This is a genomic window from Streptomyces sp. NPDC056580, assembly GCF_042793175.1.
In the GTDB taxonomy this organism is placed as follows: Bacteria; Actinomycetota; Actinomycetes; order Streptomycetales; family Streptomycetaceae; genus Streptomyces.
On record NZ_JBHTVE010000001.1, the window covers coordinates 340,286 to 358,919 of the forward strand.

The 18,634-nt window shown below is 76.1% G+C and carries 4 protein-coding genes and 1 pseudogene; 2 read left to right on the forward strand and 3 right to left on the reverse strand.

From position 1 onward, the window contains the following. Positions 1-9: 9 nt before the first annotated feature. Together ACFQ9Z_RS01620 and ACFQ9Z_RS01625 are read right to left on the reverse strand one after the other, a co-directional pair. A complete protein-coding gene (locus ACFQ9Z_RS01620) occupies positions 10-14,367 on the reverse strand; it encodes an SDR family NAD(P)-dependent oxidoreductase (protein ID WP_383009488.1) in 14,358 nt (4,785 codons plus the stop codon). Between the two features lie 145 nt (positions 14,368-14,512). Then, the gene (locus ACFQ9Z_RS01625) at positions 14,513-16,234 is read right to left on the reverse strand and encodes a fatty acyl-AMP ligase (protein ID WP_383009490.1); all 1,722 of its coding nucleotides are present in this window, start codon (positions 16,232-16,234) and stop codon (positions 14,513-14,515) included. A gap of 389 nt (positions 16,235-16,623) precedes the next feature. On the opposite strand from ACFQ9Z_RS01625, the pseudogene ACFQ9Z_RS01630 reads away from it, so the two are divergent. Further along, positions 16,624-17,050 (forward strand): annotated as a pseudogene (locus ACFQ9Z_RS01630) (hypothetical protein); the annotation flags it as partial. Between the two features lie 111 nt (positions 17,051-17,161). Continuing rightward, positions 17,162-18,187: a Gfo/Idh/MocA family protein gene (locus ACFQ9Z_RS01635; RefSeq protein WP_383009492.1), complete on the forward strand. Its 1,026-nt coding sequence runs from the start codon at positions 17,162-17,164 to the stop codon at positions 18,185-18,187. A gap of 8 nt (positions 18,188-18,195) precedes the next feature. Here ACFQ9Z_RS01635 and ACFQ9Z_RS01640 read toward each other — a convergent pair whose 3' ends face one another. Then, positions 18,196-18,609 carry an SsgA family sporulation/cell division regulator gene (locus ACFQ9Z_RS01640; protein ID WP_383009494.1) on the reverse strand — a complete coding sequence of 138 codons (414 nt, stop codon included), beginning with the start codon at positions 18,607-18,609 and terminating at the stop codon, positions 18,196-18,198. Between the last annotated feature and the right edge of the window lie 25 nt (positions 18,610-18,634).

Here is an 18,634-nt window from a genome sequence, read left to right on the forward strand (position 1 = left end):
TCTTGTCGCTCACTGCTGCTCCCAGGAGCGGAACGCCCGCAGATGCTCGGGCGTGACGACGACGTCCAGCCGTGCGTCGTCGGGGTCGCCGCCGCCGAGTGCGGCGAGCAGCCGTCGGGCGGGTGCGTTGCGCGGGGTGCGCTCCGCGGTGAGGCGGACCTTGGCGCAGCCCAGCTCGCCGGCCCGGTCGGCGAGCCAGGCGAGCAGCCGTTCCTCGACCCCGCGGCCGAGGGCGCGGCAGCTCATCGGCCAGGCGAGGACGTCGAGCAGGTCGCCGTCGACGGCGACCGCGAGCAGCGCGATCTGGCCGTAGTCGCCGAACCGGTCACGGGCCGCCGCCGTCCACACCTCGCCCCGTTCGCGCCACCGGGTGAGATCCCCGCCGTCGGCGGAGCGGGCGCGCAGGGTGAACTGGTTGGTACGGCGCACCAGTTGTTCGCCGCGTTCGACGTCGGCCTCGGTGAGTTCGCGGATGTCGACCTCCAGGTCCAGCCGGTCCAGGAACTCCTCGAACCCGGCGCCCGCGCGGACGGCGTCCCTGACGCGTTCGGCCTCGTAGAACCCGGCCCTGAGCGTGTCCTCCGCCGTCGCCGCGGCCGGGACAAGGGGCCACAACCGGTCGAGGAACGCCGCGAGTTCACCGGCCGGCGGGCAGGTCACCGACAGCACCTGCGGGAGTGCCGAGCGCATCCTGGCGATCTCGGCCGGGTTGTCGTCGAGGAACAGGAAGCCGTCAAGACCGAGACTCAGGGTGCGGGCCGCGTCGGCGAGGCGGGCGGGCTTGGGCTCCCAGGCGGCCGAGATCACGCTGAAGTGCTCGGCCTTGAGCGGGCTTTCGGGCCGGTCCAGGACCGCGCGGACGGTGGCCTCGTCGTTGTTGCTGACCAGGACCAGCAGGGCGCCCGACGCCCGCCACCGCAGCAGCCTGCGGGCGAGCACCGCGCGGGGGCCGGTGAGGTCCACCGCGTCCGGGCCGGTCTCGCCCGCCACGCCGCCCCACAGGGTCTCGTCGCCGTCCACGGCGATCACCTTGGGCGCGGGCCGCAGGGCGACCCGTACCACCTCCGCGAGGCGCAGGGCGACCGCGGCCTGGAAGTCAGGGGTGAAGGGCAGGTGGGCGAGCCGTTCGGTGCGCTCGTCGAAGCGTCGCTCGACGGCGTGGTCACGGGTCCACTCGTCGGGCCCGAGGACCGCGATCCCCGGCGACTCGGCCAGGTCGGCGGCGACGCCGCGTTCCCAGTCGAGGAGCCGGTCGGTGCCGCGGGCGCTGGGCAGGATGCCGACGACGAGGGGCCGGCGGGTGCGCTCGGCGAGGGACTTCAGGGCGGCCGGGTAGGCGTGGCGCAGTTCGGCGAGGAGGGTGTCGTCCACCGGGCCGAAGCGTTCCAGGTCGGCGGCCCGCAGCAGGACGACGCCCACCGCGGTGGCCGGGTCGGCGAGGACGCCCGACGGGTCCTGCAGGGCGGCCAGCACCTGGTGGTACGGCGCCTCGGCGGCACTCGCCCGCTCCTCCTCCAGGGCCGCCTCGCACATCAGGGGCAGATGGCCGAGCGCGAAGGTGGCGGCCAGGGCGATACGGGGTCCGGCGGGCGGCTCGGACTCGCGCCCGCGCACCGGCTCGGTCCCCTTCTCGCGCCGCGGCTCGGGCCGGTTCTCGCGCGGCGGTTCGGGCCGCCGCTCGCGGACGGGGCCGGTGGCGTCCTCGGTGTTCCGGGCGAGCAGGCGGAGGAAGTCCTCGCCCAGCCGGGCCGCCGTGTCCGCGTCCAGGATGTCGAGGTTGTGGTCGAGGCGTACGGTGCCCGCGTCCGGGGTCATGGTGATCATCAGATCCAGGTCGGTGTGCCCGACACCGGCGGGCAGCACCTCCAGGTGCTTCAACTCGCCGGAGAAGCGCACGTAGTTGAAGTAGACCTCGACGAGCGGCGCGTTGGGCCGGTGCAGGCCCTGCCGGGCGAGGGTGGCGAGCGTGTCGGAGAACATGGCGCCCTTCGCCAGGATCTGCCGCAGCCGGCGGTCGGTGCGCAGCAGCACGTCCGCGATCCGCTCCCCCGCCTCCGCCTGCGCGGGGAACGGCACGGGGACGCCGAAGAAGCCCACCGCGCCGAAGGCGTCGGCGTGGATGCGGGTGTCCACCGGCACCGCGAGCACGAACCGCTCCCGCTCCCGCATCCGGGCCAGCAGCACGGTGAGGGTGCCGAGGCAGTAGGCGGCGGGGGTGACGCCCAGGCCGCCGGAGGCGTCCGCGACGCGCCGCATGAGCCCGTCGGGGACGGTCACGGTGACGCTGCCGGACCGGTACGAGCGGGTGTCCGGGCGCGGACGAGCGAGGGTCAGGTCGAGCCGTTCGGCGCCCCGGAAGGCGGCGCGCCACTCGTCGCCGGGGCCCTCCCCGCCACCCTGCTGGGCCTCGATCAGCAGGTCCACGTCCCGGTTGGTGACGGTGCCGTCCAGCGGGCCGCCGGACAGCTCGGCGTCGATCTCGGCGGCCACCAGCAGCAGGGACTGCAGATCGCTGACCGCGTGGTGGGCGCCGAACAGCAGGACCTGGTCGTGCGGGCCGCCGTCGGCCAGCTCGAACCGCCACAGCGGCGGGGCCGCCAGGTCGAACCGGGGTTCCAGCAGCAGCCGCAGCCGCTCGGCTGCGTCGATGTCCGTGCCCTCGGTCCAGCGCAGCGGCGGCGCGGGCAGTTCCCGGTCCACGCGGAGCTGCCGGCCGCCCTCGGCGCCGGTCACGACGGCCGTGCGCAGGGCGGCGTGCCGGGCTACGAGGCGGTCGACGATGCCGGTGAGGCGCTCCCGGGTGACCGGGGTGGTGAGGCGCACGGCGAGGCCGACGCCGTGGGCCGCGTGCGGCATGCCGGGCTGGGCGCTGCGCAGGAGGCGTACGACGTCCCGGGTGGCGGGCCGCAGTTCGGTCTCCGGCACCGGCCGCGCGGCGGCGCCCTGTTCCGCGCCGGCCGGTGCGGTGCGCTCGGGCAGTCCTTCGCCGAGGGCGCGGGCGAGGCCGCGGATGTCGGCGGCGGAGAACACGTCGGCGGCGGGGAGTTCGACGCCCAGCTCGCGGGCGAAGGCGTTGCGCAGCCGGACCAGCATCAGCGAGTCGAGGCCGAGTTCCTTCAGGGCGGTGGTGGCGAAGACGTCCACGGCGCCGCCGGAGACCTCGCCGACCCGGGCCCGTACGTAGGTCTCGAGCCACTCGGCGCGCTCCTCCTCGGTGGCGGCCGCGAACACCCGCCGCACGAGGTCGTCGCCGTCCGCGCCGGTGGCCGGGACGGTCACCAGGTCGGCGAGCAGTGGCCGGCCGCGGGCGGCGTCCGGGTCCAGCGCGAGCAGTTCCATGTCGAGTGCCATGGGGGCGAGTTGGCGGCGGCCGGTGTCCAGCACCCGGTCGAACAGTTCGCCTCCGTCCTGCGGGGAGAAGGCGATGAGGCCCGAGCGGCCGGTCTCGGCGGCCCGGGTGCCGGACCCGGCGACCATGCCGACCCCGCTCCAGGCGCCCCAGTCCAGGCTGAGCGCCCGCCGGCCGCTGCGGGAGAGGTGGTGCGCCCAGGCGTCGAGGAAGGCGTTGGCCGCCGAGTACGGGCTCTGTCCCGCCGAGCCGAGCAGCCCCGCGGCGGAGGCGAACAGCACCAGGCTGCCGGCCTCGGGGACGAGTTCGGTGAGCAGGGCGGTGCCGAGCACCTTGGGCGCGAGGACGCGCAGGACGCGTTCCTCCGTGAGGTTCGCCAGGGTGGCGTCGTCGAGGACACCGGCCGTGTGCACCACGGCGGTGATCGGGCCGGCCTCGCGGCGTACGGCGTCCAGGGCGGCGGTGAGCCCGTCGCGGTCGGCGACGTCGGCGCGTGCCAGGTGGACCACGGCCCCGCGCTGTTCGAGGCCGGCGATCCAGGCACGGGCGGCCGCGTCCGGGGTGCCACGGCCGAGCAGGGCGATCCGCCGGACGCCCCGGCCGACCAGGCGTTCGGCGACGACCCGGCCGAGCCCGCCGAGGCCACCGGTGACCAGGTGTACGCCGTCCGGCTGTCCGCGGTGGCCGTCGTCGTCGGGCCGGGTGCGGGTCAGCCGCGGCACGAGCCGGCCGGTGTCGCGCAGGGCGACCAGGCGTTCGTCGTCCGCGTGCCACAACTGCGTCCACAGCCGGTCGGCGCCGCCTTCGGCGGGCAGGTCGACGACGGTGGTGGCGAGTTCCGGGTGCTCCTGGGCCACGGCGAGGGCGAACCCCCAGGCGAGGGCCTGCTCCGGGTGGGTCACGGCGGTGCTGTCACCGGCGGCCTGGCTGCCGCGTACGACGACGAACAGGCGCGGTGTGCCGCCCCGCGGGCGGTCGCGGCCGGTGACGGCCCGGACCAGGTGCAGTGTGGTCAGGCAGCACAGCCGGGCCGCTTCCTCGGCGTCGCGGCCGTCCGTGACCGGCGGGGCGTCGAGCGCGGAGAGCTGGACGATCCGCTCGGGCGGCGCGCCCCCGAAGGCCTCGTCCAGGAGCCGGGCGAGCTGCGCGGGGTCGGCCGGGTCCAGGACGTGGCGGCCGGGGGCCTCGACGGCGTACTCGGCGCCGCGGCGGGCGACGACGAAGGGCACCCGGCCGTCCAGCCGGGAGGCGAGTTCGCCGGCCGTTCCGCCGTCGTCGGCGAGGATCAGCCAGCCGCCCTCGCCGGGCGGTTCCTGCGCCTCGGGGCGGGGCTGCCAACGGGTCTCGAAGAGGGCGCCGTCCAGCGGGGACAGCGCGGCGAGCCGGAACTCGTCGACGGCCAGGACGAGTCGGCCGTCCTCGTCCCACAGGCGCAGGTCCAGGGTGGCCGTGTCGCCGTCGACCGAGCGCAGGTCGCAGCTCACCCAGGCGGGCGCGGTCCGCGTACCGCTGTGGTGCACGAGGCCGGCTCCGGCGGGGACGAAGGCCCGGCCGGCGGGCGCCGCGGCGGGCAGGGCCGCGCTGTGGAAGGAGGCGTCCAGGGTGGCCGGGTGCAGCAGGTGCCCTGCGGCGGGCCGGGCGGCAAGACGGGCGAGGGCTGCCGTGCCGCCGTCCCGGCGGCCGTCCTCCAGGCCGCGGAAGGCGGGCCCGTACTCGATGCCCAGGGCGGCGAGGCCCGCGTAGAGGGCGCTCACGTCGACCCGCTCGGTGCACCGGTCGCGCAGCGCGGCGAGTCCGGGACCGTCGGCCGGGGCGGATTCCGGGGCGGTTTCCGGGGCGAGGACGAGGCGGCCGGTGACGTGCCGCTGCCACTGCCGCCGTCCGGCCGGGGCGGAGGAGACCGTGAAGTCGCGGTGGCCGTCCTCGGCCGGGCGCAGCGCGAGTTGCAGGCGTACGGGCCGGCCGGCGTCCAGCCGCAGCGGCTGGACGAAGCGGACGTCGGTCAGTCGCACGTCGTCGTCCTCGGCCTCGAGGCCGGTCGCGGCCTCCAGCACCATGTCCAGCAGGGCGGCGCCCGGCAGCCACACCTCGCCGGTGACGCGGTGGTCGGTCAGGTAGGCGAAGCGCCCGTCGTTCAGGTCGATCTCGGTCTGGAAGAGGTCCCGGCCCGGCTCGTCGCTGGCCTGGACGTGGGCGCCGAGCAGCGGTGAGCCGCCCGAGGCGGCGTCCGACCGGACCGGGGCGAGCCAGTGGCGTTCCCGGGCGAAGGCGTAGGTGGGCAGGTCGGCGCGGCGGCCGCGCGGGTGCAGCGCGGTCCAGTCGGGGTCGTGCCCGGCCGTGTACAACTCCCCGAGCCTGCCGAGGAGTACGTCGTCCCCGTCCCGGCCGCGGCGCAGCGAGCCGATGCCGGACGCGTCGACGCCGGCCTCGGCCGCGACCGACTCGATCGCCGCGGTGAGCGAGGGGTGCGGGCTGAGTTCGACGAAGTGGCGGTAGCCGTCGTCCAGCATCCGCCTGATCGTGTCCGCGAAGCGGACCGGCCGGCTCAAGTTGTCGTACCAGTAGGCGGCGTCCAGGCGGTCGCCGGGGACCGGTTCGGCCAGCACCGACGAGTAGAAGGGGGTGGGCGCGAGGGTGCCGCGGACGCCGGCGAAGCGGTCGAGGAGTTCCGCGCGCAGGGGTTCCACGAGCGGGGTGTGGGAGGCGAACGGCGTGGTCAGCACCCGGGTGGCGACGCCTCGTCCGGCGAGTTCCCCGCGCAGCGCGGTGAGCGCCTGCGACTCGCCGGAGACGGCGGTGGCGGCGGGGCCGTTGACCGCCGCGACGAACAGCTTCCCGGCGTGGGGCCGCAGCAGGTCCTCGACGTCGGCGGGCGGCAGTTCCACGGCGAGCATGCCGCCGCGGCCGACGAGCGGCACGACCGCCTGGGCCCGGCCGGTCACCGCGGTCACGGCCTCCTCCAGGGCGAGGGCGCCCGCGCTGTAGGCGGCGGCGATCTCCCCGAGGCTATGTCCGGCCACAGCGTCCGGGGTGACGCCGAGTTCGCGCCAGGCGGCGGCGAGGGCCGCGTTCACGGCGAACAGGACCGGCTGGAGGTACTCGGTGCGGTCGAGCGGGGAGAACTCCTCCGGTGCGCGCAGCACGTTGAGCACCGACCAGCCGGCCTGCCGTTCGACGGCGGCGTCGATCCGGGTCAGCTCGGTCCGGAAGGCCTCCGACCGGGACATCAGCCCCAGGCCCATACCCGTCCACTGGCCGCCGTGTCCGGCGAAGACGAAGGCGACCTTGCCGGACTGGTCCTCGCGCGGCGCGGGCACCGGCTTGCGGCCGCCGCCCAGTGCCCTGAGCGAGGAGAGCAGCTCCTCCCGGCCGTCCGCGACGACCGCCGCGCGCCACTCGAAGTGGCTGCGGTGCCGGGCCAGGGTGTGGGCGACGTCCGGGAGGGCGGCGCCGGCGGCGACGTACCGGGCGAGCCGGGCGGCCTGTCCGCGCAGCCCGGCCTCGCTGCGCCCGGAGAGCACGAACAGCCGCCTGCCGTCCGGGTCCTCCGGTTCCTCCGCGGGACGGGCGGGTGCCTCCTCCACGATGACATGGGCGTTGGTGCCGCTGATCCCGAAGGCGCTGACACCGGCCCGCCGCACCCGCCCCTCCGCCTCCGGCCAGGCCACCGGCTCCTGGAGCAGCCGCAGTCCGCTGTCCTCCCACTCCACGTGCCGGCTGGGGGTGCCGGCGTGCAGGGTGGGCGGCAGGGTCCGGTGCCGCAGCGCCTGCACGACCTTGATGAGTCCGGCGACGCCCGAAGCGGCCTGTACGTGACCGATGTTGGACTTCAGCGATCCCAGGTACAGCGGGCGGCCGCCGGGCCGGGACCCGGCGAAGACCTCGGCGAGTGCGTTGGCCTCGATCGGGTCGCCGAGGCTGGTGCCGGTGCCGTGGGCCTCGACGTAGTCGATGTCGGCGGGGCCGAGTCCGGACTGTTCCAGCGCGCGGCGCACGACCTGTACCTGGGCCGGTCCGTTGGGCGCGGACAGGCCCTGGCTGCGGCCGTCCTGGCCGACCGCCGTGCCGCGCAGCACGGCCAGCACCTCGTCGCCGTCCCGGCGGGCGTCGCCGAGCCGCTTGAGGACGAGCATGCCCGCGCCCTCGGCCCAGATGGCGCCGTCGGCGTCGTCGGAGAAGGCGCGGCAGCGCCCGGTCGGGGAGAGCCCGCGCAGCCGGCTGAACTCCACGAAGGTCTGCGGGGTCACCATCAGGGTCACCCCGCCGGCCAGCGCCAGGTCGCACTCGCCCGCGCGCAGTGCCTGGGCGGCGAGGTGGGTCGCGACCAGTGAGGAGGAGCAGGCCGTGTCCACGGTGAGCGCCGGGCCGTGCAGGCCGAGCGCGTACGCCAGGCGGCCGGAGGCGACGCTGAGCGCCGAACCGGTGCCCACGTAGCCGTCGAGCTGGTCGAGGCGGGAGCCGGCCAGGTAGTCGCTGCCGAACATGCCGACGTAGACGCCGGTGGTGCTGCCCGCGAGCCGGGCGGGCACGATGCCGGCCCGCTCCAGCGCCTCCCAGGCCGTCTCCAGCAGCAGCCGCTGCTGGGGGTCCATGGCGGCGGCCTCCTTCGGGGTGATGCCGAAGAAGCCTGCGTCGAAGGACTCGATGTCGTCCAGGAAGCCGCCCTCGCGGGCGTAGGACTTGCCGGGGGCGTCCGGGTCGGGGTCGTACAGCGCGTCGACGTCCCAGCGTCCCGCCGGGAACGGGCCGACCGCGTCCCGGCCTTCGGCGACAAGCTGCCACAGGCCCTCCGGGTCGGTCACCGAGCCGGGGAGCCGGCAGGCCATGGCCACGATCGCGACGGGTTCGCCGGTGGCCGGTGCGGTCCGGTGCGTCCGCGCCGGGGCCGGCGCCGGGCCCGTGGCGGCGTCGCCGAGCGCGTGGGCCAGCAGGTACTCGGCCAGCCGGTCGGCGGTCGGGTGGTCGAAGAGCAGGGTGGCGGGCAGCCGGACGCCCAGCCGGGCGGCGAGGCGGTTGCGCAGTTCGACGGCGGTGACGGAGTCCATGCCGAGGTCGCGCAGCGGCCGGCCGGGGTGCACGGACTCGGCGGAGCGCAGTCCGAGGGCGCGGGCCGCCTCCTCGCGGACCAGGGCCAGCACGCGTTCGGCCCGCTCGGGTGCGGGCAACCCGGCCAGCCGGCCGGCCAGGGCGCCGCCCGCCGCGGCGCCGGTGCGGGGCGCGGGCAGCAGCGAGCGCCACAGGGCGGTGCCCGCGGCCTCCGTCGTGCGCAGGCGGGGCAGGTCCAGAGCCCAGGCGACCAGGTGCGGGGTGTCGCCGCGCAGGGCCAGTGCCGCCAGGTCGCGGCCCTGTTCCGGGGTGAGGGCGCGGTGTCCGAGGCGGGCCATGCGGTCCAGGTCGGCGTGGGCGGCGGCGAGGCCCTGGCCGGCCCAGGCGCCGAAGGAGAGGGAGAGGCCGGGCAGGCCCGAGGCCCGCCGGTGGTGGGCGAGCTGGTCGAGGAAGACGTTGGCGGCCGCGTAGTTGCCCTGGCCCGGGTTGCCCACGACACCGGCGGCCGAGGACACCAGCAGGAACAGGTCGAGACGGGCGCCGGCGGTGAGCCGGTGCAGATGGGCGGCGCCGTCGGCCTTGGGGCGCAGCACCCGCTCCAGCCGTTCCGGGGTCAGCTCGCCGATCACGCCGTCGTCGAGGACGCCGGCGCAGTGGACGACACCGCGCAGCGGGAACTCCTCGCCCACCGCGTCGAGCACGCCGGCGATCGCCGCCGGGTCGGTGACGTCGCAGGCGACGACCTCGGCCCGCGCGCCGAGCGCGGTCAGCGCGGCGACGGCCTCCTCGGCGCGCGGGTCCCCGGCGCCGCCCCGTGCCGTCAACAGCAGCCTCGGCACACCGCGTTCGGCGAGGAGCCGGGCGATGTGGCCGCCGACGGCGCCCAGGCCGCCGGTGACGAGGACGGTTCCGTCGGTGGGCACCGCGGCGGTCCGGTCCCGGCCCGGTGCCCGCGCGCCCTCGTCCGGCCGACGCCCGGGGCCGGCCAGGCGCGCCCGGACCAGCCGGGGCGTGAGCAACTCGCCGTCCCGCCAGGCGATTTCCGGCTCGTCGGCGAGAGCGGCGGCGGCCCTGAGCGCGGGTGCGGGGTCGGCTGCGTCGTCGAGGCCGAGGTCGAGCAGGGTCAGTCCCAGGTCCGGGTGTTCGGCGCGCGCGCTGCGGACCATGCCCCACAGCACCGACTGGGCGTACCCGGGCACCGGGTCGCCGTCGGCGGCGGCGATGGCGCCGCGGGTCACCCACACGGTCCGCGCGGGCGCCTCGCTCTGCGGGAGCGTGATGAGCCGGCGCAGCTCCGCGAGGGCGCGGGCGGCCGTCTCGTGTGCGACGGCGACCGGTTCGGCGTCCGGCGCGGGGCGCGGCCAGAAGCGTACGGCGAGGTGGGCGCGTTCCTCGGTGCCGGGCAGGGCGTGCCGGGCGGCCTCGGCCTGCGGGTCGGCGGGGTCGCCGGCCACGGCCCAGGTGAGGCCCGGCGGCTCGGCTGGCTGCTCGCCGGCGGCCGTCCACGCCACCTCGTACAGGTGCCGCGCGTTCTCCGAGCCGGCGTCGAGGTCGGCGGGGTCGGCGGCGCGCAGGCGTACGGCCTCGAGGCGTCCGGCGGGCAGGCCGTCGGCGTCCCACAGGGTGACGTCCAGGGTGACGTCGGTGCCGGTGCCGCCGGTGCGCCGCACCCGCGCGGTGAGGTCGCCGGCGGGTGCGGCCGGCAGGGTGCAGCGGCCCACGGCGACCGGGAGCAGGGCGCGTCGTCCGGCCGGGCCGAGCGCGGCCGTCACCTGCAGGGCGGCGTCCAGCAGGGCAGGGTGCACGGGGTAGGGGTCGGCGGCGTCACGGGCGTCGGCCGGCAGCGACAGACGGGCCAGGAGTTCCCCGTCGCCGGTGACGACCGCCGACCGTACGCCCTGGAAGGCGGGCCCGTAGCCGAGGCCGAGCCCGGCCAGCCGGTCGTAGGTCCCCTCGGTCCAGGCCTCTTCGGCGGTCTCCGGCCACGTGGGCGGCCGCTCCGGGGTGAGCGGGGCCGAGGGGGCGGCGGACGCGGTGGCGTGCGGGGTCCAGCCGGGGGCGTCCTGGCCGCGCGGGCGGCTGTGCACGGTGATCTCGGGCACCGGTCCGTCGGTGACGACCTCGACGGAGACCTCGACCGTGCCGGTGCCGGGCAGGACGAGCGGGCCGACCAGCAGCAGGTCGGTGATGTCGGCGGGCTCGTCCGGGCGGGCCACCGCGAGCGCGGCACGGCACAGCTCCAGCAGGGTGGTGCCGGAGACCACGGTACGGCCGAAGACGGTGTGGTCGGGCAGCCAGTCGGCGGTGGCCGGGGACCACTCGCCGCGGAAGGTCCAGCGGGTCTCGTCGGCGGACTGGAGCTGTACCCCGAGCAACGGGTGCGCGGCGCGGTCGAACAGGAGGGGACCGCCGGCGCCGGACTCCGGCTCGGTCCAGTGGCGCAGCAGGTCCCAGGCGTAGGTGGGCAGGTCGGCGCCGGCGCCGTCGGGGACCAGGCGGCGCCAGTCGATCCGGCGTCCGTGGACGTGGAGTTCGGCGGCGGCCCGGTCCAGGCAGGCGGGGCCGTCCTCGTCACGGCGCAGCGAACCGACGGCGGCCGGTTCCCGGCCGGTGTCCTCGCCGAGGGTGCGCAGCGCGGTGAGCAGGGCGGGGTGGGGGCTGAGTTCGACGAAGTGGCGGTAGCCGTCGGCGAGCATGCGTTCGACGGCGGGTGCGAAGCGGACCGTCTCGCGCAGGTTGGTGTACCAGTAGCCGGCCTCCAGTTCGTCGGTGACCGGTTCGGCGGTGACGGTGGAGTACCAGGCGATGTCCGTCGGGCAGGTGACGACGCCGTCGAGTTCGTCGAGGATCCGCTCGCGGACGGGCTCGACCCGGTCGCTGTGCGAGGCGTAGTCGACGTCGAGGCGGCGGACGAACACCTGGCGTGCCTCGAGTCCGGTGAGCAGGGTCTCGAGCGGTTCCACGGCGCCGGCGACCACGGTCGCCCGGCCGCTGTTGACGGCGGCGACCGAGACCCCGTCGCCGAGCAGGGGCTCCACCTCGGTGTGGGGCAGCGCGACGACGGCCATGCCGCCGGTGCCGGCCAGGCCGGTAAGGGCCTGGCTGCGCAGGGCGACCACGGCGGCCGCGTCGTTGAGGCTCAGGGCGCCGGCGACGCAGGCCGCGGCGACCTCGCCCTGGCTGTGCCCGATCACGGCGTCCGGGAGCACGCCCCGGGCCCGCCACACGGCGGCCAGCGACACCATCACGGCGAACAGGGCGGGCTGGACGACGTCCACGCGGTCCAGCGGCGGGGCGCCCGGGTCGCCCCGCAGCACGGCCGTCACCGACCAGTCGGTGAAGGGGCGCAGGGCGGCGTCGCAGCGGTCGAGTTCGTCGGCGAACACGGGGTCCCGGTCCAGCAGGTCGCGGGCCATCCCGCTCCACTGGCTGCCCTGCCCGGGGAAGACGAAGGCCAGCTTGCCGCCGGGAGCGGCCTGCCCGGGTCCCATGACCCGGTCGGGGTCGGGCCGACCGCCGGCGAGGGCGCGCAGGCCGTCGAGGAGTCCGGCGCGGTCGGGCGCGTGGAGCACGGCGCGGTGCTCGAAGTGGGTGCGGTGGTGGGCGAGGGTCGCGGCGACCTCGGACAGGGACAGCCCGGGCCGCGCTTCGAGGGCTTCCAGCAACCGGGCGGCCTGTCCCCGAAGGGCGGACGGGCTGCGGGCGGAGAGGGGGAAGAGGACGGGCGCGAGGCGCTCGGCGGGGGTGGCGGGGCCGGGCGAGGCGGGGGCGGCCTGTCCGGCCGGGGCGGAACCGAGCGGATCGGCCGGGGCGGAGCCCACCGGATCAGCCGAAGCGGAACCGAGCGGATCGGCCGGGTTGGATCCGGCCGGATCGGGCGAGGCGGGGGCGACGGAACCGGCCGGATCGGGCGTGGCGGAAGCGGCCGGCTCAGCCGAGGCGGGATCGGCCGGGGCGGGGGCGGCGGGTTCGGCCGAGACAGAACCGGCGGGATCGACCGCGACGGGACCGCGCGAATCAGCCGAGGCGGGATCAGCCGGGGCGGGGGCGTTGGAACCGGCCGCATCCACCGCGGCGGAACCGGCACGGTGGTCTGCAAGGGCCGAGCCCGCCGGATCAGCCGAAGCGGAACCGGCGGGATCGGCCGAGGCGGGGGCCGCGGGTTCGGCCGAGACAGAACCGGCGGGATCGACCGCGACGGGACCGAGCGAATCAGCCGAGGCGGGATCAGCCGGGGCGGGGGCGTTGGAACCGGCCGCATCCACCGCGGCGGAACCGGCACGATCGGCCGAGGCGGAGCCCGCCGGATCAGCCGAGGCGGCGTCGGCGGAACCGGCCGGAACGGCCGGGGTGTGCGGCGCCTCCTCGATGATCACGTGCGCGTTGGTGCCGCTGATCCCGAAGGCGCTGACGCCCGCCCGGCGTACCCGGTCCGCGTCGCGCGGCCAGGCGAGCCCCTCGGCCGGGACCCGCAGCCCGGTGCCGGACCAGTCGATGTGGTCGGTGGGCCGCTCGGCGTGCAGGGACGCCGGTATGTGCTCGTGGCCCAGCGCGAGGACGGTCTTGATGACGCCGCCGATGCCCGCGGCCGCCTGGGTGTGGCCGATGTTGGACTTCAGCGAGCCGATGCCGAGCGGCCGTCCGGCCGGCCGGTCCGGGCCGAACACGTTGGCCAGCGCCCTGAGTTCGATGGGGTCGCCGAGCCGGGTGCCGGTGCCGTGGGCCTCCACGTAGTCCAGGTCGTGCGGGCCGAGTCCGGCGGCGTGCAGGGCCGCTCGCAACACCCGTTCCTGCGCCGGGCCGTTGGGCGCGGACAGGCCCTGGCTGCGGCCGTCCTGGTTGATCGCCGAGCCCTTGACCACGGCCAGGATCCGGTCGCCGTCCCGGCGTGCGTCGGCGAGCCGCTTGAGCAGCACGAGTCCGCAGCCCTCGGCCCACACCACGCCGTCCGCGTCGGCGGAGAAGGGGCTGCACCGCCCGGACGGTGACAACCCGCGCAGCCGGCTGAACTCGACGTGCCCGCGCGGGGTGACCAGGAGGGTGGCGCCGCCGGCCAGGGCGAGGTCGCACTCCCCGCTCGCCAGGGCGCGCGCCGCCAGGTGCAGGGCGACCAGCGAGGAGGAGCAGGCGGTGTCCACGGTCACCGCGGGCCCCTGCAGGCCGAGGGTGTAGGCGATGCGCCCGGAGGCCACGCTGGCCGCCGTGCCGGTGCCGACGTGTCCGTCGAGCTGGCCCAGCGAGGCGGTGGCGAGGTAGCCGCTGTCGTACAGCCCGAGGTAGACGCCGGTGGAGCTGCCGTTCAGGGACTCCGGCACGATGCCGGCGCGTTCGAACGTCTCCCAGGCGGTCTGCAGGAGCAGCCGCTGCTGGGGGTCCATGGCGGCGGCCTCACGCGGGGAGATGCCGAAGAAGGCCGCGTCGAAGCGGTCGATGCCGCCGTCGAGGAAGCCGCCGCGCAGGGTGTAGGCCTTGCCGGCGGCCTCCGGGTCGGGGTCGTGCAGGCCGCTGGTGTCCCAGCGGCCCGGCGGCACCTCGCCGACGGCGTCCCGGCCGGCGTCCAGCAGCCGCCACAGGGCCTCGGGGTCGTCGGCGCCGCCGGGGAAGCGGCAGGCCATGGCGACGATGGCCACGTCGTCGCCGGAACCGGTGCGGTCGGGGCCCGGGGCGGCGTCCGGGGCCGCCGGGTGTGCCCCGGGCGCCGCGAAGACGGCCGCCGCCACGGCGTCGATCGTGGGGTGGTTGAAGACGAGGGACGGTTCCAGGGGCCGGCCGGTCAGCGCGCCGAGTTCGGCGGCCAGGGTGACCAGGTGCCGGGATCCCAGGCCGAGTTCGGCGAGCGGCCGGTGCGGGTCGAGGTGGGCCGGGTCGGTCCCGGCGGCCTCGGCGACGGCCGACACCAGCCAGGCCCGGACGCCCTCGGAGGTCGTCAGGGACGGCTCGGGGGTGTGCTTCGGGGACTCGTTCGCAGGCATCTGGGCAGGTGTCCTCGTGAACTCGGGCTCAGGCTGGGCTCCGTACCGGCGCCATGTGCGCGGTACGGCGAAGGGTGCGGAAGGGCGCGGCCGGCGGCGTGCCGGGCCGCCGGCGCCGCTGTGGGCGCGCCGGCGGCGGGCGGTGTCACACGGCGGGCCGGGGCACCACGGCGAGCGTGCCCTCGAGGTACGCCGCCCGGGTGGCGCGGCGCTGGATCTTCCCGCTGGACGTCTTGGGGATGGTGCCGGGCCGGACCAGCACGACGTCGCGCAGCGACACGCCGTGGGCCTCGCCGACGGCGCCGCGGATCACATCGGTGATCTTCTCCGACTCTTCGGCGTCGTCCGGGGCTATCTCGGCGACGATCACGGGCCGTTCGCCGTCCGTCCCGGCGTCCACGGAGAACGCGGCGGTGCATCCGGGGCGCAGCGCCGGGTGGGTGAGTTCGGCGGTCAGCTCGAGGTCCTGTGGGTAGTGGTTGCGGCCGTCGATGACGATGAGGTCCTTCAGCCGGCCGGTGACGAACAGCTCGCCGCCGCGCTGGAACCCGAGGTCCCCGGTGCGCAGGAACCAGCCCTCGCGTCCCGCGAGTTCGGCCCGGAAGGTCTGGCGGGTGGCGAGGGCGTTGCGCCAGTAGCCCTTGGCGACGCTGGCCCCGCCGACCCAGATCTCGCCCGTCTCGCCCTCGGGCAGCTCCTGCCCGCTCTCGGGGTGGACGATCACCATGGTCACTCCGGGGCCGGGCCGGCCGCAGCCGACGGCGGCGGCGTCCGCCTCGCCCGCGTTCGGGGCTCCGTCGGCGGCGGCGAGCAGGGTCGGCGCGGTGCCCGCGGTGGCGCCGGTGACCATCAGGGTGGCCTCGGCCAGGCCGTAGCAGGGGTAGAGGGACTCACGGCGGAAGCCGGCCGCGCCGAAGGTGTCGGCGAACCGGCGCAGGGTGGCGGCGCGCACCGGTTCGGCGCCGTTGAAGGCGACCTTCCACGAGCTGAGGTCCAGGCCGTCGAGCAGCTCAGGGTCCGCGTGCTTCAGGGCGAGTTCGTAGGCGAAGTTGGGGCCGCCGCTGGTGTGCGGGCGGTAGCGGCTGACGGCGGTGAGCCAGCGGGCCGGCCGCTGCAGGAAGTGCAGCGGCGAGAACAGGGTGGCGGTGGCTCCCAGGTAGAACGTGTTCAGGACGGGTCCGATCAGGCCCATGTCGTGGTAGACCGGCAGCCAGCTCACGAACAGCTCGTGGTCGTGAGCGGTCATCGCCTCGGGCGTGTGGCCCATGCACTCGGTGATGACCGCCTCGTTGTCCAGAAGGTTGCCGTGGGTGACGGCGACCCCGCGGGGCGCGGAGGTCGAACCGGACGTGTACTGGAGGAACGCGACGGTGTCCGGGGTGAGTTCGGGTTCGCGCCAGCCGGCCGCCAGCTCGTCGGGGATGTCCTCGGTGGCGACGCGGGCGATCCGGCCGAGCTCGGGCAGGTGCTCCGCCATGCCGTCGAGGGCGGCGAGCACGCCGCGGTCGCCCAGCACGACCTTGGCGTCCGCGTCCGCCATCAGGCGCTTCATCCGGGTCAGCGCCCGGTGGTTCTGCGCGCGGCCCTGCGGGGGCACTCCGGGTACGGCGATCACGCCGGCGGCGAGGCACCCCAGGTACGCGCTGACGAAGTCGAGGCCGGGCGGGTACAGCAGCATGGCCCGCGAGCCGGCCAGTCGGCGCTCCTGGAGCCAGGCGGCGACGGCGTGGGAGCGTACGGCCAGCCGGCGATAGGTGAGTTCCTGGATCTCTCCGTCGCAGTCACCGGTGACGAGGTGACGGTAGGCGGTGCGCTCCGGGTGGTTCGAGGCGTGCGTGGTCAGCAATTCGACCAGGGATCGTGCCATGGGACGAGTCTCACCTGTCTGAATAGGTGGCGAGGAGACAGGAGTTCGGCGCGCGGCATCACGCGCACGTCCGAGAGCTCGCTACAACCCGGCGCCGTTGCCGTGTCGTTGAGCTCGATCCTCCGCACAGGCCGCCGCGGTCCGACGGCTCCTCGCGGTCCCCCCGCAGCAGTTGCTACCGACGAGTTGCACCATAGCAAGTCTGTTCGGCCGAAATGCCGACTGTGCGTAAACGCTTCGTATCGAAGCCCGTCCGCCGGGACGGCGGCGGCGACGACCGCGTGAACGGACACCCCTGGAGGGCCGTGCCGCCACCGCGACGCGGCACGGGTTCCGCACGGCCTCCCCGCCCCGCGGAGCGGAGCGGCCGGCGACGAGGGTCCCTCACGATCCGCGCGCGTCCCTACCCGGCGGTGTCCGTCCTGACGCCGACGCACCGCCGCGAACCCGAGAACGGCCAGGATCCGGTCCGGCTGCGCAACATGGCCGCAGAGGCCAAGAAGCGGCTGGAAGCCGATCGCTCGGTCACCCGGGAGCGGCGCGCCGAGGTCGTGGCCCGATTCGACCGTGCGCCGGCGGAAGTGGATCCGGCGCACGCCGGGCCGCGTGCGGCTCCTCGCGGCGGAGGAGAACTACCGCACGATCGTCCGCGACGACGGCGACCACCTCGTCCCGGCCGAGCCCGGCGACCTGGACTCCCGTGACGACATCGTCGACGAGATCGTCGAGCAGTGCCTGGAGACCGGGGCCGACGTGCGCTTCGTCCCCGACGGCACGCTGGGCGAGGCCGACGGGATCGCGGGGGTGCCGCGGTACCGAGGGCGGTGCTGCGGTACCGAGGCGGTGCCGGGGCGCCAGGGCGCCCCGGACAGCGCTCATCAGGCGGCGTACGCTACGGCGTGATCGCCGGCGACAGGGAGCGCGCGCATGGGGGACCTGCTGGGTGTGGCCGTACTGGGCGCCGGGCACATGGGCGCCGACCATATACGGCGACTGGACCGAGTGGTCAGCGGCGCCAGGGTGGCCGCCGTGGCCGATCCCGATGCCGAGCGGGCGCGGGATGCGGTCGCCGGCATCGACGGCGTCACCGTGCACACGGACCCGGCGGGGGTCCTGGACGCGCCCGGCGTCGACGCCGTGCTGATCGCCTCCCCCGGGCCCGCGCACGAGGAGGCGCTGCTGGCCGCCTTCCGGCGGGGACTGCCGGTGCTGTGCGAGAAGCCCATGGTCCCGGATCCGGCGGGTGCGCTGCGGGTGGCCGAGGCCGAGGCCCGGCTCGGCCGCCGGCTGGCGCAGATCGGCTTCATGCGCCGCTACGACGCCGAGTACCTGCGGCTGAAGTCGCTCCTCGACGGCGGCTCCCTGGGCCGTTTGCTGATGCTGCACTGCACGCACCGCAACGTCTCCTCGCCCGGCCATTTCACCAGCGCCATGCTGATCAACAGCTCCGTGTCGCACGAGATCGACGCGGCCCGCTGGCTGCTCGGGCAGGAGCTGACGGCGGTGACCGTGCTGCGTCCGGCGCCTTCGGCGGGCGCGCCCGTGGGACTGGCCGATCCGCAGTTCGTGATCTTCGAGACCGAGCGCGGCGCGCTGGTCGACGTCGAGGTGTTCGTCAACTGCGGCTTCGGTTACCAGGTGCGCTGCGAGGCCGTGTGCGAGGCGGGCAGCGCCCGGATCGGCGACGAGCACACCATGGTCGTCACCACCCGGGGCGCGGCGGGCGAGGAGGTGGCGCAGGACTACCTGGTCCGGTTCGCCGGCGCCTACGACCGCGAGGTGCAGGCGTGGGTGGACGCCGCCCGGCGCGGCGAGGTCACGGGTCCGGACGCCTGGGACGGCTACGCGGCCTCCGCCGTCGCCGAGGCCGGGGTGCGGGCGCTGGAGACCGGTGGCCGGGTGGCCGTCCGGCTCGCCCCGCGCCCGGCCCTGTACGCCGGCGCCGGCCGCTGACCCGGCGTTCAGACCCCGTCGAACAGGCTGCTCAGTCCCCGCTCCACGACCGCCGCCAGGTCCTCCTGTCCGGCCGGCACCAGGGCGTGGCTGTCCAGCAGGAAGCGGCGCAGCGCCGAGGTCGGGAACTGCACCAGGGCGAGGCCGCTCGGCGAGTGGAACTCCAGCACCGTCCGGCCGCGGCCGTGCGGCCATATCCGTACGTCGCCGTGGCCCGCCGGGGCCCGCAGCCCCTGCTCCAGCAGCGCACGCGCGAAGGTCCAGGTGACCTCGTCGCCCGCCAGGGTGGCCTCCGGCGGGAAGTCCACGAAGACGGCCAGTGGATCGTCCGCCGTGTAGCGCAGGGTGGCCGACACCGGCAGTTCCCGGTCCTCGGCGGTGATGAGACGGGCGTGGGCGGGCTGTTCGACGATGAGGTCCATGCAATTAAGGAGTCCGCGAAGGACT

Excerpts from the sequence above, each read along its gene's own strand:
- ACFQ9Z_RS01620 (WP_383009488.1), bottom strand. The coding sequence starts at position 14,367 with ATGCCTGCGAACGAGTCCCCGAAGCACACCCCCGAGCCGTCCCTGACG.
- ACFQ9Z_RS01640 (WP_383009494.1), bottom strand. The coding sequence starts at position 18,609 with ATGGACCTCATCGTCGAACAGCCCGCCCACGCCCGTCTCATCACCGCC.
- ACFQ9Z_RS01635 (WP_383009492.1), top strand. The coding sequence starts at position 17,162 with ATGGGGGACCTGCTGGGTGTGGCCGTACTGGGCGCCGGGCACATGGGC.
- ACFQ9Z_RS01625 (WP_383009490.1), bottom strand. The coding sequence starts at position 16,234 with ATGGCACGATCCCTGGTCGAATTGCTGACCACGCACGCCTCGAACCAC.